We start from the raw sequence: 15,414 nt of genomic DNA on the forward strand, positions 1-15,414 counted from the left end.
AATGCCGCCCAACTGCGGCACCAAACTGCACTTTGAGTTCGACTCGACCGCAGAAATCACTTTGTAAGGGTAATTCCCGTCAATACACGATCTACCTTGTCAGTGTTTGCGCTCATAGTTGAAGCGCAACCACTGTCTCTCCGTTGCTGACCACATCTGAGACATCCGGTAACTACTCTCGCCGACGTCAGCGTACCCGACTCCATCACCATTGAAGGGTATCAATGGAGGGGGCGAATACGACGAGCAACTTCGTCCAATTCAGCAAACAACTCGTTGTGACCTACCTATTCCATATTTCCATTTCCCTCTTGTGGCGTAGATTATTGTGCCGTGTTGGTGGGTGTCATAGAACGAGTAGCACACCAAAAAGCAGGGTGAACGCTGAGGTGGATAAGTTCAGCGACCCTGCAAGATGAGAGCGTGTCATAGAAAGCCTCCCGTGGGAGGCCGCAGGGTTTGGAAACTGTGTCCACCAGCTCCAACGCCCTGCAAGACGTAGCTTCGGTAGACGACTTCTTGAATGCGGCGGCTACCGAGACACTACCGCTGTTCGAACACCTTGAGTTCGAGTTTCTACTGGAATACGACGTGTTCGCCCCCTCAAAGCGGGGGCGAACACGAGTCCACTCGCCACCAGATCTCTTTCGTGGCTTTCTGCACTGCTACTACGAGGATGTCTACGGCACACGTCCAGGTACACGGGAACTTCAGAACGGTCTCGTATGGTACTACTGCGGACTCGACAAACCGCCATCCAGAGACACGGTTGACCGCTTTCTCACCGACCTCGAACACGTTGTTGACGATGTCTTCGACAGGCTCGTCAAGCAGGCCGCCGCCCGCGGCCTGCTCGACTCCACGTATTCTATCGACTCGACCCACGTCGAAGCGATCCAATACAACGACGCTGCCTCGTGGAACTACGATCCAACAGCCGAGGAGTACTACTACGGCTTCGGCTGTACGATTGTCTCAACCGGCGCAAAGATCCCGATAGCGGTTGAATTCACACAGACCAAACAAGCGGATCAAGAGACGGCGATGCGCGTCACGCGTGACGCGCTCGCCGTCGCCAAGCCGATTTGGATGCTTGGAGACAGCGCCTACGACACGCTCGACTGGCACGACCACCAGCTGGCCGCAAGGGTCGTGCCAGTCGCCCCAGACAACGCGTGAAACACCGACGATCCGAAAGACATCGAGTACAGGGTCGAAGACCGCATCGAACAACACAGCGAGGACGTGCAGCTGAAGCAGTCCACGTTGGATGAGACGTACAACCGCCGTACTGGAGTCGAACGAACCAACGAATCAGTGAAGGACTGCGGCCTCGGGCGAGCGCACGCCCGAGGCCGCGTTCACGCACGAGCACAGGTGTTCCTCGCTCTGTGCCTTCGTCTCGTCGTCGCAATCACCAACTACGAACGCGGAGACAATCCGGGAAGCACGGTTATCACGGTGCACAAGAGTTCTATGACACCCTCTATGATTTTGGAAAGTCATACATGCTACTAGGGCATTATCAGGAAACAATGGATAATGAAGATGGTCTAACTCGACGTCAAATTCTAGCTGCAGGTGGCGCTGGTATTGGAACAGCATCAGCAACCGCTGTTGGTGCTGAAGTTTTAACTGATGGATGTTTGCGCTGTACCCCAGAAGCGATAATACAGGGCATATTAGACCCATGCCGAAAACGAGATAATATCGGAATATTAGACGAATTTCAGACTGTTCCGCACAGGAAACATCCTGAAAATCCGGTTGTTAGTGGATCGTCAATCTATTCTACCCAATCATACCCACCTAGCGTTATTCGTGTAAATGGAACCTATTTTGCAATAGTTAAATCGTATCCAGCATTAGTATTGTTTTCGAGTGATGATGGAATCAGTTGGAAAGAGGAACGAGTGATTGTACAAAATGACAAATCTTGGCGAAACAAGAAGGTAAGTTCACCCTTGGTTCGTTTTGATCCAAATAGTGACCACTATCATCTCTTTTTTTCAGCCCGTAGTTCTAATTCGTGGTCTATAGGCCATTTATCGACAGATGAATTGACTGATAAGGAGGTGAATGTTGATAGTATATTGTATACTTCTGAAGAATTCCGGCAGGAAATGGGAGACGAAACTGTAGAAAAAGTAGTCTTATCAGATGTTATATGTGATGACAATAGGTTCGTTTATTATGGCACGACAAAACACAGTAACGGAAGCTGGAAAGTTTGGATTGGATTTGGCGAAGAATGGGATGATATAAACCCTAATAAATATATATTTGATAGTTCGCATAATGCTGTATTTGGTGATATTATTCAGACACCAAATGTTGTCAAAATCGCAGGAAAGTTCTTCATGTCATATACTGCTGGAATAAGCTCTGACGTCATTGGGGAACGACAGGTATATTTGGCAGTTGGTGACAGTTATGATTCTTTTGAACCAACTAAACAGATACTTGTTCCCTATGGAACGTGTGGGTCTTGGGATGAACGTAGGACGTATGGTTCCCAATGGCTAAAGACGCAGGATGGCTCGTACACTAATCCAGAAATAGTTGAAGGGATGATAAGATTGTACTATTCCGGGCATGATTTGGGAACTAATGGAATAATCGGGAATATGGGTAAAACCGGTCTTGTGGAGTATGATATAGAATATTTTGAAAAGTACTGACCGAATATTCTAATCCGGAATCCCATCTTGTACTGATGCATCTTGGTTATCTTGGCCAGTACATATATTGGATGTATGTTACCTTGTTGAACGCGAGACAGCGACGGGGGAGGACCAATTGTTTGTGGTCTCACGCTTCCAGAGGCGCATTCTTGCAATCAGAAGGTGTAGTAGCCGTCACTCACGGCGGTTGTCGAAGGGTCAAAACTGTGGTATCTTGCTTCGTTGTTTCGGTGACGACGGCGATGCTTCGCCTGGATACGTCCGGAGAAGGAAGCAGTCGGAGAGCCTGAGTGATATGCGTAAGAGCTGAATACAGCACTGAAACGAGTGAGACCCAGTGAGCGAATAGAGGTGTTTCACTCGGAGCGGGGAGTCTGCACCACACCCTGCTGCATATTCAATTGTTTCAGTGATCACTCTAACTCGCCGCCTGCGTCAGGTTATGCACGATGTACTTGCGTGTCAGCTCCCAGAACTGGCCGTGCCATCTCCGGGAGCGGATCTTCTCGCGTCGTCTTCCTCCAACTGTGAGATGCCTGTCTTACTCATCCAGCGTTGGTTGCAGTCCTCGTTCATCCGGGCATTTTGGTCCTTCTGCAACGGTGTTTGTTCACTGTGCTTGATCAGTGGTCGCGTTGAGTTGGAGCGACACTCCTTCACGGAAATCGCTCCACAAGTACATCAGCCGACAACACGTCCCGGTCTTGCGCGTTTCGGCGGAAGACCTGCATCCCGGTGTAGCCGTCCCACGCCTTCTGCGTCGTGTAATGGACGTCCTTTATCGCCAGAGAATTCACATCGATCAAGATCGTTGTCTTCAGTCTCACGGAGACTCTTCTCCAGTACGACACGGTACAGAATCAACGCGATCTGCACCCACTCGGCGTACCCGTCCACGTCGGACGGCGCAGCGGATACGTTCGGATTGTTAACGTGCTATTTGGCAGATCACGGCACATTCGAGCGAGCCGTCTGAGCGATGTCCCATCGCCAGACGGCGTCCATTCCCGGTTAGCTTGACGGAATCTTCCTGGGAAAGCGTCTGAAACTCCCGTCAATCAGTGGCAAAACAAGGCAAGTAGTATTCATCGGACTGAATCAGTCCGTCGAGGCGCCGTACTGTGTGAAATCGAGCGATGAGGAACTCTGGGAAATGAGGGGTTTCGGTTCATTGAGGTCCTGTTCGGATGAAAATCGGTCGTGAACCACGGCGATTCAGTATTACTGTGAGTATTATCTAAAGACGGATGCTTACAGCCCATAGAGGATCACGACCCGGATTACGTTGCAGTTGGCGAGACCGTAATCCAGTTGAATAGCCTGCTCTACTGGCTGTTTACGGCGATCGACCCCGACACGAACTGCCCGCTACACGTGCGACTGTTCCCGGCCCGAACCTTTGCTCTCACCAAGATTTTCTTCGCGGAACTCCATAGGAAACATCTCGTCGGCGAGGTGATTTTCCTAGTCGACGGATCGTCGTGGCCGCAGGCGGTCTGCCATCGCCACTCACCTCCGATTCCAACACGTCACCCACGGGAATCGGAATACCGTCAAACGCGTCTTCCAAGAACTGAAACGCCAGACTGGAGCCATCTCCAATCACTTTAGATACCCGCCTGAAACCGCAGAAACGTGGCTCAAGCATTTTCCGTCCGCTTCAATCAGCTAATCTGAGCAATGCCTTCGACTAGAGAGAGTTCTCATCAGGCCCCCAAATGGGCATATCTATTCCCCCCACCTAAGGATGAGACAGCGACGTCTTAACAAAAGGCTTATTCGCGCTTTCCGAAACATTCCGTCCATAATGGGTTCGCGTAGCGAAACTGACGACGGAGGAGGTCAATCCGTCCTCGACATCGTCGAAGACTGGTATCAGGTCCCTGCTCTCCTCCTCGTGGTAGTCGTAATGTTCGCCTTGCGGATGCAATCCTACTCCAACTTCATCCGCAACGGCGAGGTCTACTTCTCCGGAAACGACGCGTGGTATCACTTCCGAGAAGTGATGTACACAGTCAAACACTGGCCCTCTACGATCCCGTTCGATCCGTGGACATACTTCCCCTATGGAACGTTTGTCGGCCAGTTCGGGACGCTCTACGACCAGATCGTCGCAACTGTTGCACTAGTCTTAGGACTCGGCTCACCGAGTCAGGCACTCATTGGCAAGACGCTTCTTGTCGCCCCGGCAGTCGCTGGCGCGCTTGCAGCCGTCCCAGTATATTTCCTCGGCAAGCGACTCTCCGGTCGGTTCGCCGGTCTCTTCGGTGCAGTCGTCTTGATGCTCCTACCGGGAACGTTCCTCGGACGTACGCTCGCTGGGGTGGCCGACCACAACGCGGTCGAACCGCTTGCGATGGCGCTGGCCATCCTCGGATTCGTTATCGCTCTCCAGAAGGCCGAGTCGACGATGCCCGTTTGGGAGGTCGTCAGGGAAGAAATTCTCGAAAGCCGCGATCTCGATACTCTGAAAGAACCGCTGAAGTGGGGTCTCCTCGCTGGGTTGCTTACCGGACTCTATATCTGGACCTGGCCGCCAGGCGTGATTCTCGTGGGTATCATCGGCGTCTTTGCCCTCGTGAAAATCCCAAGCGACGTCGTCAACGACCGTACGCCCGAGCCAACGGCATTCGTCCTCGTGGCGAGTATGCTTGTTGTGACTGTAATGTCGCTCATCGTCGTGGAAGATGGTGGGTTCAGTACAACGATCCCCTCTTTGCTCCAGCCTGCGTCCGCACTGAGCGTCACTGTCGCTGCAATCGTACTCTCGTGGCTCGCGCGGGTCTGGGAAGAGTCCGATCTCGACGCATCTCTCTATCCCGCGGCAGTCGGTGGCATCTTCGTCGTCGGACTCGGTATTCTCGCTGTCCTCCCCTTCGGTCTCATTGACCTCATCGCGACGAACCTCCTGCGTATCGTAGGGTTCTCTGCCGGAGCGACCGCCCGAACCATCGGCGAAGCTCAACCGTTCATCGCACAGTCGACTCTCCAGCGCTACGGCGTTGGTGCCGCTGGCCGGATCTCTCTCGAATACGGTCTCACTTTCTTCACCGGACTCGTGGCAGCAGTCTGGCTGCACACGAAGCCACTCCTCAAGGAAGGAACCACGCGAGCGTACGGCTATATCGCTGGATCGCTCGCGATCATCGCGCTCGTCTTCCTCGTTCCTCCGCTTCTCGGCGGAATCGAAAGCGTCACAGGCATTAATCAACAGGTTGCTGGACTCCTCATCGTCTCGGCGCTTATCATCGGCGCGACCTTCGTCACCGACTACGACGCCGACAAACTGTTCCTGATCGTCTGGGCGGCGTTTATCACTTCAATGGCGTTCACCCAGGTGCGCTTCAATTACTACCTCGCTATCACCGTCGCCGTCTTCAACGCCTTCCTCTTCGGTGAGATTCTCGGATGGCTCAACCTCCGCACGTCGGCGCGCGAAGCAGTCAACGACATCGACGGCTATCAGGTGCTCGCGATCGTCGCGACAGTTCTGCTCATCCTCGGACCAGCGCTCACGGTTCCGATCGCCGTCGGCGACACGCAGACCTCGCCGGCCTGGCAGTCCGCGCAGAACAACGGCCCGGGAGCAGTCACCGTCTGGGACGGCTCCCTCGAATGGATGCAGAATAACACCCCCGCGGAGGGTAATCTCGGCGGCGCAGGCAACGCCGATCAGATGGAGTACTACGGCACCTACCAGCGGACAGACGACTTCGAGTATCCCGACGGCGCCTACGGCGTGATGTCGTGGTGGGACTACGGCCACTGGATCACGGTCCAAGGCGAACGCATTCCGAACGCCAACCCGTTCCAGGAAGGGGCAGGTACGGCGGCTAACTTCCTTCTCGCACCCAACGAGACGCAGTCACAGGATGCTCTCGCCTCCCAGAGCACTGAAGGCGAGAACACCCGCTACGTGATGGTCGACTGGCAGATGGCGACGCCCGGATCGAAGTTCGGCGCGCCGACGGTCTTCTACGACGCAGAGGAGAACGTCTCTCGGCAGGACTTCCTGCAGACGATGTACCGCTTCGACGACTCGAACGACGGGCAGTTCGTCGGCAACTTCCAACTCCGCACGCAGCGCTTCTACAACAGTACGATGACGCGGCTGTACTACTACCACGGGAGCGCGCGGCAGCCCTCGCCAGTCGTCGTCGACTGGGAGCCGCGACAGGTCCAGACGAACGCCGGCGACGCGGTCACCGTGCCCGCCAATCCGCAGGGCAACAGCACGTTCATCAAGACCTTCGACAATATGAGCGCCGCGCGCGAGTACGTTGAGAACGATCCGACCTCCCAGATCGGTGGGGTCGGCTCGTTCCCGAGCGAGCGCGTCGAAGCGCTCGATCACTACCGGCTCGCTCACGTGAGCGATACGTCGGCCGGACAGTCGATCCTCCGGACCACCGGCCGCGACGCACAGGTCGCCGGGATCAACCCGCAGGTAACCGTGCCGAGCAGCCCGGCGTGGCTGAAGACCTTCGAGCGCGTCCCCGGCGCGACAGTCCAGGGAAGCGGAGCGCCCTCGGACACGACGGTTACCGCGAGCACCGAACTCCGCATCCCGACGACGAACTCGACGTTCACCTACACGCAGCAGGTGGAAACGAACGCGGACGGCGAGTTCACGATGACGCTGCCGTACTCGACGACCGGCTACGACGAGTACGGTCCCGAGAACGGCTACACGAACGTCAGCGTGCGCGCGACGGGCCCGTACACGCTCTCGACGCCCGCGACGTTCGACAACGGGACGATCACCAGCTACCAGGCGAACCTCTCGGTCTCGGAAGGTCAGGTCAACGGTGACCAGGACGGCACGCTGAGCGTCGAACTCGAAGAGAACGCTCAAGAGCTGAACATCGGCGGCTCGTCCGATTCCAGCTCGTCTTCGGGCGACTCCAGCGGTACGAGCGAATCGGGCACTGACAGCACGTCCGGCGACTCGACCGCGACGCAGTCCTCGCTGAGCGCGTCGACAATCGAAAGCGACGCAGCGCGCGCGTACTGAGTCGCCGCAGATCAGCAGTAGATCACTTTTTTCGCTCTATTCGACGGATACCAGTCACGGTTGTCGCAGGAGGTACGTGTAGACGTTCACTCACCTCGTACATCTCCGCAGAGTCACGTGGTTCTGCCATAGACGGTTTCATCATCACTACCTGATCTTATCCGCTAAATTCCACCAGTAATAGAACCACCACAAGTATTAATAACTCAACCAGCGTAGTTACTAATACACAAGAGTGACTGGAGACCAACTGCACGCCACAGACCACGGGTCGCACAGCGCCGCACAGAACTCGGGCTGGATCGTCGGCGGCATCGGACTGGCCGCGTTGCTCGTTCTCTCGGGAGCGGCAGCACTCGCCGACGTCTCTTGGAAGCTCATCGCGATTTCCTGGACGGCGTTCGCCGCGATGGCGATCGGCGCGCCGCTCGGTGCCCGCGCGGTGAGATCCGAACACCTGCTGGAGCCGGTCTGGGGATACGGCCTCGCGAGCGGCGCGATGGTGACGAGCGCCGCGCTGTTCCTGATTCCACAGGCACTGAGTCAACACGGCCAACTCGGCAGTCTCGGGATCGCACTCGGCTTCCTCGGCGGCTACGTCGGACACACCGTCGGCCACCGCTTCGCGCACCTCGACCTCCCGATCGACCGCACGGCGTCGGAGCTGACTGTCCACGCGCTCTCGGCCGGCGCCATCATCGGCGCAATTTACACGGCGATGCCGTCGCTCACCTCGGTGCTCGGTCTCGCGCTCGTCTCGCACAAAGCGCCCGCCGGCTACGCGGCCGCGCGGCGACTGGCCGAACGCGGCCGGTCGGTCGCGACGCTGCTGCTCCCGGCGGCAGCCGTCGGCCTCGTCGCACTCCCGGTCGGCATCCTGGGCCTCTCGCCGACGAGCGGGTTCCGTGGATTGTTCTTCGGCGTTGCTGCCGGGGTCTTCCTCCACGTCGCGGTCGACCTGCTGCCGGAGTGTTCGACGGGCAGTGAGACGTGTCCTGTCGACGCGGACTACGACGGCGACATTCACCAACTCCAGGACCGCCTCCGAAATCACGCGGCGCTGAGCGCCGTTCTCGGGGCTGTGGCCGTCGTGGCTGCGTGGGCGCTGGTCGTCTAAGCAATCGGTCTCGCCGTCCCTCTATCCCTTACCTTACTACGCACCCGCGTTCTCGCGTATTTTCACGCTGCAGAAAGGCAGACTCCCGCTACTCGACAGTCATCGACACGTCGCCCATCTCTCGGAACGCCGTCTCGTAGCCGTCGTGGCGAGCGACCTGCGGTGGGATCGTCGTCGTGATCGTCAGTTCGTCCCCGGATCTGAACTCAGCAACTGACGCGCCGTAGTGATACCCGAGGTCGGGGTCGAGCGTGCGCGTCAGTCGACTCTCGAATACCGTCTCGCCACCGCGCGTCAGCGTCGCTTCGAGGCCCATCATCGGGAGCACGAAGCGGTTGTACGGCGTCCGTGCGGAGACGTACAGGTACGGCTCCGAGCCGAAACGCTCGCTGTCGCCCGCGACGAGGAATGTCTGGAACACGGCGTCACCGAGGGTCGGCGCGCCGAGGTGCTGTCCGGGTAGTGAGTCGGCCGTCGGGGCTCGACCGGCCGGAACGCCGTCCATCTCCATCAGCATCGCCGCGTCGCGGACGCCGGCGTTCTTGGGGCGCATAATCGAGACGCTGTGCAGTTCGTCCGTCTCGAAGGTGAATGGGATCGTCACCGTCGCCGCTGACTCGAACGCGCCCGCGAAGCCGCCAGTTCGACGGAGCGAGACGCCCCCGACGTGGACGCGCGCCTCGTACTCGCCCTCGCCGTCGAGCGCGTAGTTCGCGCCGTAGTGAAAGCCCATCGTCTGCGAGAGCATCGGATAGGCGACCTCCTCGGTGACGAGTGTGCCGTCTGTATCCAGAATCTCGATCGTCACGCCCGAATCGAGCGGGAGGACGCGGCCGGTCTCGGTGTCCCACAGCGAGACCATCAGGTGGACGTCGTCGTCGGCTTCGACGACCGTCTTCGACGTCTCAGTTCCAGAGAGGGTCCAGAAGCGATGGGGGTACGAGTAGGTGAGCGCGACGCCGTAGCGGCCTGTGTTCGTCTTGCCGTAGGTTTCCATCCCTTCGATGACCGCCGGAACGTACACCGCGTCGGGGCGGTCCTCAGCGAGCGGGGGGTCACGCCAGGCGGATTGGCGCTGGAAGCCGAGCGTCTGCAGACAGCCGGCAGTGCCGAGAAGAGCGCCCGTCGCGACGCTGCCGAGGAGCGCGCGGCGGGTCGTGCGTGGTGGCGACATCGTCTCCGTGTCGGGAGGTCGTCGCTCGACGCTGATGACGGTTCCGAAGGCGATGGATAGCGCCGGCTCCCCTGTTCGGGCGCGGTGGTGCCAGCAAGGCGCAGCCGCGGCTCCCGATACTCACCGCATCTCCTCGCGAGTCAGCCACTCGTACTCCGCGTCGGCCCGCTTTCGTTCGTCTTCTCGAATCCCAGTGTAGTTACGGATCAGGTCCGTCGTCGAGACGACGCCGACGACGTCGAGGCCGTCGACCACGACCAGGCGGTGGACGCCGTGGTCGTCCATCTCCTCGGCCGCGCGACGGGCCGACGCGGACGGCCCGATGGTGACCAGCGGGGCGCTCGCCGCCGCCCTGACCGGAATCGACGAGAGCGGCTCGTCCGTCTGGTACGTCGCGTCGAGCACGTCGTGCTCTGTGATCATCGCGCCCGGGACGCCGTCGTCGGTGACGACCGCGCTCCCGACGTCGTCGTCGAGCATCTTTCCGACGGCGTCTGCGAGCGACGCCCCGAGGTCTACTGTGACGACCGACGGCGAGAGGATGTCGCTGACGCGCATCACTCCACGGTCGTGTGGGGGAGGATAAAGAATTTCCGTGCGACGAGGCGACAAATGCGAGGAGAGAGGCGAAACAGGAACGAGAAGATTGCCGCAGGTCGCCGTCTAGAGGAAGTCTTCGATGTGGTCGGCGACTTCGTTCGGCGTGTCGCCGACGGGGACGCCCGCGTCGTTGAGGGCGTTGATCTTCGACTCCGCGGTGCCGGTGCCCGACCCGGAGACGATCGCGCCCGCGTGGCCCATCCGCTTGCCCGGCGGGGCCGTCCGCCCGGCGATGAAGCCCGCAACGGGCGTGTCCATATTCTCGGCGATGAACTTCGCGGCCTGTTCTTCGTCCTCGCCGCCGATCTCACCGCACATCACGACCGCGTGCGTGTCGGGGTCGTTCTCGAACGCTTCGAGCGCGTCGACGAACGACGTGCCGATGATCGGGTCGCCGCCGATGCCGATGGCGGTGGTCTGGCCGATCCCTCGATCCGTGAGGTTCGAGACGACCTGGTAGGTCAGCGTCCCCGAGCGGGAGACGAGACCGACGTTTCCGGACTCGAAGATGTTGCCGGGGAGGATGCCGAGTTTGGCCTCGCCGGGCGTGATGATACCGGGACAGTTCGGGCCGATGAGGCGGGTGTCCGTCTCAGAAAGGCGCTTGTTCACTTTCGCCATATCCTGGGTCGGGATGCCCTCGGTGATGGCGACGACGAGGTCGAGGTCCGTGTCGAGCGCCTCGAAGACGGCGTCGCCGGCGAACGCCGGCGGGACGAACACGACGGACGCGTCGGCGTCCTCGGCTTCGACGGCCTGATCGACCGTGTCGTAGACCGGGACGCCGGCGACTTCCTGACCGCCCTTGCCGGGGACCGCGCCCGCGACGACGTTCGTGCCGTACTCCATCATCTGCTCGGTGTGGAACTTGCCTTCCCCACCGGTGATTCCCTGTACCACAACGCGCGTGTCGTCGTCGACGAAGATGCTCATTGGCTTGCCTCCTGTGCGTTTTCGACGGCCTGTTGAACCGCGTCTTCGAGCGTCGCCTCGACGTCGACGAGGTCGGTGTTGAGGATCTCCATCCCCTCTTCGGCGTTCGTGCCGGCGAGGCGGACGACGACCTTCTTCGGGATCTCGTCGAACTGCCCGAGGGCCTCGTTGATACCTTTCGCGACCTCGTCACCGCGGGTGATCCCGCCGAAGATGTTGAACACGACGGCGTCGACGTTCTCGTCGGAGAACACCATATCCAGCGCGTTCGCGACGCGCTCTGCCTTCGCGCCGCCACCGATGTCGAGGAAGTTCGCGGGCTCGCCGCCGTAGTAGTCGACGAGGTCGAGCGTCGTCATCACGAGACCGGCGCCGTTACCGATGATGCCGACGTTGCCGGAGAGACGAACGTAGTCGAAGCCGTACTCGTTGGCCTTCTGTTCGAGTTCGTCTTCGGCGGCCTCGTCTTCCATCTCCGCGAGGTCCGGCTGTCGGAAGAGCGCGTCCTCGTCGATGTTCATCACGGCGTCGGCCGCGACGACTTCTCGATCCGAGGTGATCATCACGGGGTTGATCTCGATCTCGGAGGCGTCTTTCGACTCGTAGAGGTCATAGAGCGTCGAGAGGATGGAGGCGACGTCGCCGGCGACGTCCTTGGGAATGCCGGCGTCGTAGACGGCCTTCCGCGCCTGGTAGGGGTGCAGCCCGAACGCGGGGTCGATGTGCTCGCGTGCGATCGCTTCGGGCGTCTCTTCGGCGACCGACTCGATGTCGACGCCACCCTCGGTCGAGACCATCGCGACGGGCTCGCCCGCGCTGCGGTCCATCGTGATTCCGACGTAGAGTTCGTTCTCGAAGTCGACGCCGGCCTCGACGAGGACCTTCTCGACGGTGTATCCCTTGAGGTCCATCCCGAGGATCTCTTCGGCGTACTGTTCGGCCTCCTCCTCGGACGTCGCGATCTTGATGCCGCCGGCCTTCCCGCGGCCGCCGACGTGTACCTGTGCTTTGATCGCCGCCGGGAACCCGATGTCCGCGACCGCCTCGACGACCTCGTCGACGGAGGTTGCGAGGTGAGACTCGGGCACCGGAATGCCGGCGTCGGCGAAGACATTCTTCGCCTGATACTCGTGTAAGCGCATCGTCCGAGGGAGGGGCGTGCGCCCGCATAAATCCCGCCGATATCGATTCCTCGATGCGGCAGTTTTCGCGGCTACAGCGCGAGTTTACTCGGATTCGGGTATCACTACACGCACCGCTATCGCGACTCGCAATCGGGAGTGCATCTCGGAGGGCACGCGTTCATCTCGGAATGCACGCGTACGTCTGCTTCGGCTTCCTTTATCAACCTCCGTGTCAAATCGACGGCCGATGCGCGCAGTCAGATTCCACGAACACGGCGGTCCCGAGGTACTGACAGTCGACGAAGTCGACGAACCCGAACCCGAACACGGTCAGGTCGTCGTCGACGTCGAGGCGGCCGGCGTGAACCCGGTCGACACGTACTTCCGCGAAGGAGCGTACCCGGTCCCACATCTCCCGTTCATCGGCGGCGGCGACCTCGCGGGCACCGTCGCAGAAGTCGGCCCGGGCGTCGAGCAGTTCGCCGTCGGCGACCGCGTCTTCGGCACCGGCCTCGGCAACGGAATGCCGGGCTCGTACGCCGAAGCCGCTGCCGCGCCCGCAGACTACCTCGCGCACCTGCCCGAGGAGATCGACTTCGAGGCGGCCGCCGCGCTAGGTACCGTCAGCGCGACCGCCTGGCAGGCACTCGTCCACCACGCGCAGGCCGAGCCCACCGAGAACGTTCTCGTCCACGGCGGCAGTGGCGGCGTCGGCCACGTCGCGATCCAGCTCGCAGAGACGATGGGCACGCACGTCCACGCGACGGCATCGCCCGAGCACTTCGAGACGCTCTCGGATCTCGGCGCGGAGCAGGTCTTCGACTACAGCCGCGACGACCTCGAAGACGCCGTCGTCGACGCCGGCGGCGCGGACGTGGTCGTCGACCTGCACATGGATCAGTATCTCCAGTTCAACGCTGACGTGGCGAACCCCGGCGCGCGGGTCATCGGCATCGGCAACGACACCGCCGAGGGCGGCTTCGACAACATCGGCGCCACGAAAGGCAAGGAGATCCAGTATCAGTTTATGTCGCTGTTCAACGCCGACGACATCGGCGCGGTGCTCGCGCGGGTCGCAGATCTGGCCGCGAGCGGCGAACTCGAAGCGATCGTCCACGAGACGTACGACTTCGAGGAAGCTGGCGAGGCCCAGCGCGCGGTCTTGGAGGACAGTTTCGTCGGCAAGCTCGTGTTAGTGCCGTAGCCGGTCACACGCGCGAGAGGGCAGCCCAAGCGAGTGCCCCGACGGGAAGCAGAAAGAACGGCGCGAACACGAGCGAAAGGCCCCACGCCAGCGCGTCACTGACGTCCGGCGTGAGGAACAGCCCGGCCGGAATCGCTAAGAAAAAGAGCAGCAGCACGCTCGCGGCGGCGATGACAGCCGGATCCCGTTCCGGACGCTCGGTCTGTCGGACTGGAAGATCTAGCTGCTCTACCGCTCGGTCGATGTCGCTCACGGGGCCGAGTCGCACGTCCCGATCGACCGACTCGACGTCCGCGATCGTGAGCGTTCCCGTGCCGAGCAGCCGGTCGGCGATCGCATTTCGAACCGCGAAGTCCGCTCCCGAATCGACCGACGCGATCCACTGTGGCGCCTCCAGCGCAGTGTCGTAGGCGACGAGGTCGTCGCCGCGGCGCTGGTACTCGACCGTCCCGTACCGGAGGAAGTAGCTGAGGACCCGAGCGGAAGCGAGCACGAGCACAGCCAGGAGCGCGACCGCGAGCCACAGGAAGTCACCGGCGACGATAGCGAGCACGAGAAAGACGAGCGTGAGGAACCCGACTCGGTTCACGAAGCCGAAGCCGATGGCCCCGACGCCCCCGAGCAGCACCGCTCTGGCGTCGGCCGTGACTCGCCCGCTGACGTCCGCGTTCGGCAGGTCGAGTTCCGGGGGTGGTTCGCTATCTGTCCCGTCGTCGAAGAGCCGCTCGCGTAGTCGGAGGATCGGCGTCCCGACGTGTTCGACGTAGAACTGATACATCGACACCGCCGTCTTCGCCGCGACGACGAGCGCGAGGATCAGGAGGCCGCTCGCGCGGCTCTCGGCGGCCGCGAGCAGGCCGACCGAGACGACGACGAGCGACAGTTGCGCGGGCGTCCGCACGATCTCCTGTGCCGACACGTCGGCGTACTCGCCGTTCCCGATGTACTCGAAGACGAAATCGGACCCCTGTGCGATCACCAGCGCACCGATTCCGAGCGCCAGATCGAGTGTGAGAACGATCGTCAGATTCGCCGAGAACCAATAGAGGGCGCTCAGTGGAACCACGGTGACGAGCCAGAATCCGAGTATCGAGAGTGCAAAGGGGAGATTTCGGGGATAGAGCGGCGGCCACGTCGGTCGAAACCGCCAGCCGCCACGTTTCTCCCGAAGTTCGTGAAGTGGTTCGATCTGTCCGGGGATCCCGGGCGAGCCGCGTTCGGCGAATAGGGCCTTCACCGCAGCCAGGACGACCGTACTGAAGGCCTCCACCCAGTAGGCGACAAGCAGCGCTGTGAGGTCCCAGCCCCAGGCACCGACGCCGACGAGCGGGAGGAGGTTCGCGCCGAGGAGGGCGACAGCACCGACGAGGAGGGTCGCCGGCGAATCAGAGCGGCCGGGGAGTCCGCGCATTCGCGTGGTGGATTCAGTTTCGGACGGTAATTAAATACTGATCCGAAGCGGATCGAGTGAGGAAAGCGACGCCGTCCCGGATCCGACCGTCGGTCGCAGGCCGGCGGCGGAGCGGTGCGTACGTATGTACGAAAACGTTCTCTCTGAGACGAT

General features: G+C 60.5%; 9 protein-coding genes and 3 pseudogenes. 6 read left to right on the top strand and 6 right to left on the bottom strand.

The window, feature by feature from the left end:
- The first annotated feature begins 468 nt into the window (after nt 1-468).
- Nucleotides 469-1,518, top strand: a pseudogene (locus NO347_RS07650) (transposase).
- 17 nt (nt 1,519-1,535) lie between these two features.
- On the top strand, nt 1,536-2,681 hold the full coding sequence (locus NO347_RS07655) for a glycoside hydrolase family protein (RefSeq protein ID WP_256289035.1): 1,146 nt from the start codon (nt 1,536-1,538) through the stop codon (nt 2,679-2,681).
- 421 nt (nt 2,682-3,102) lie between these two features.
- Here the strand turns inward: NO347_RS07655 and NO347_RS07660 are convergent.
- A pseudogene (locus tag NO347_RS07660) lies at nt 3,103-3,643 on the bottom strand (transposase).
- A 292-nt stretch (nt 3,644-3,935) separates the two neighbouring features.
- Here NO347_RS07660 and NO347_RS07665 point away from each other — a divergent pair.
- The 3 genes and pseudogenes from NO347_RS07665 to NO347_RS07675 all read left to right on the top strand — a co-directional run.
- Nucleotides 3,936-4,361, top strand: a pseudogene (locus NO347_RS07665) (transposase domain-containing protein); the annotation flags it as partial.
- Nucleotides 4,362-4,491: 130 nt separating this feature from the next.
- A complete protein-coding gene (locus tag NO347_RS07670) occupies nt 4,492-7,698 on the top strand; it encodes an oligosaccharyl transferase, archaeosortase A system-associated (protein WP_256289036.1) in 3,207 nt (1,068 codons plus the stop codon).
- 409 nt (nt 7,699-8,107) lie between these two features.
- Nucleotides 8,108-8,815 (top strand): ZIP family metal transporter, encoded by a 708-nt coding sequence (locus NO347_RS07675; RefSeq protein WP_256289252.1) that lies wholly within the window; start codon nt 8,108-8,110, stop codon nt 8,813-8,815.
- Nucleotides 8,816-8,903: 88 nt separating this feature from the next.
- Here the strand turns inward: NO347_RS07675 and NO347_RS07680 are convergent, their stop codons facing one another.
- The 4 genes from NO347_RS07680 to sucC all read right to left on the bottom strand — a co-directional run bounded on the left by NO347_RS07680 (nt 8,904) and on the right by sucC (nt 12,664).
- Nucleotides 8,904-9,989, bottom strand: coding sequence for an iron transporter (locus NO347_RS07680; protein WP_256289037.1), 1,086 nt, complete (start codon nt 9,987-9,989; stop codon nt 8,904-8,906).
- Between the two features lie 120 nt (nt 9,990-10,109).
- Nucleotides 10,110-10,547, bottom strand: coding sequence for a CBS domain-containing protein (locus tag NO347_RS07685; protein ID WP_256289039.1), 438 nt, complete (start codon nt 10,545-10,547; stop codon nt 10,110-10,112).
- Between the two features lie 105 nt (nt 10,548-10,652).
- Nucleotides 10,653-11,522, bottom strand: coding sequence for a succinate--CoA ligase subunit alpha (sucD, locus tag NO347_RS07690; RefSeq protein ID WP_121569798.1), 870 nt, complete (start codon nt 11,520-11,522; stop codon nt 10,653-10,655).
- Nucleotides 11,519-12,664: an ADP-forming succinate--CoA ligase subunit beta gene (sucC, locus tag NO347_RS07695; protein ID WP_256289040.1), complete on the bottom strand. Its 1,146-nt coding sequence runs from the start codon at nt 12,662-12,664 to the stop codon at nt 11,519-11,521. The genes sucD and sucC overlap by 4 nt, the downstream gene beginning before the upstream one ends.
- 229 nt (nt 12,665-12,893) lie before the next feature.
- On the opposite strand from sucC, the gene NO347_RS07700 reads away from it, so the two are divergent.
- Nucleotides 12,894-13,850, top strand: a complete 957-nt coding sequence (locus NO347_RS07700; RefSeq protein WP_256289041.1) for an NADPH:quinone reductase — start codon at nt 12,894-12,896, stop codon at nt 13,848-13,850.
- Between the two features lie 4 nt (nt 13,851-13,854).
- On the opposite strand, the gene NO347_RS07705 is transcribed toward NO347_RS07700, so the two are convergent.
- Nucleotides 13,855-15,261, bottom strand: a complete 1,407-nt coding sequence (locus NO347_RS07705) for a DUF6498-containing protein (RefSeq protein ID WP_256289042.1) — start codon at nt 15,259-15,261, stop codon at nt 13,855-13,857.
- Nucleotides 15,262-15,414 lie beyond the last annotated feature (153 nt).

The organism is Halobellus inordinatus, from assembly GCF_024464655.1.
GTDB classification, from domain to species: domain Archaea; phylum Halobacteriota; class Halobacteria; order Halobacteriales; family Haloferacaceae; genus Haloquadratum; species Haloquadratum inordinatus.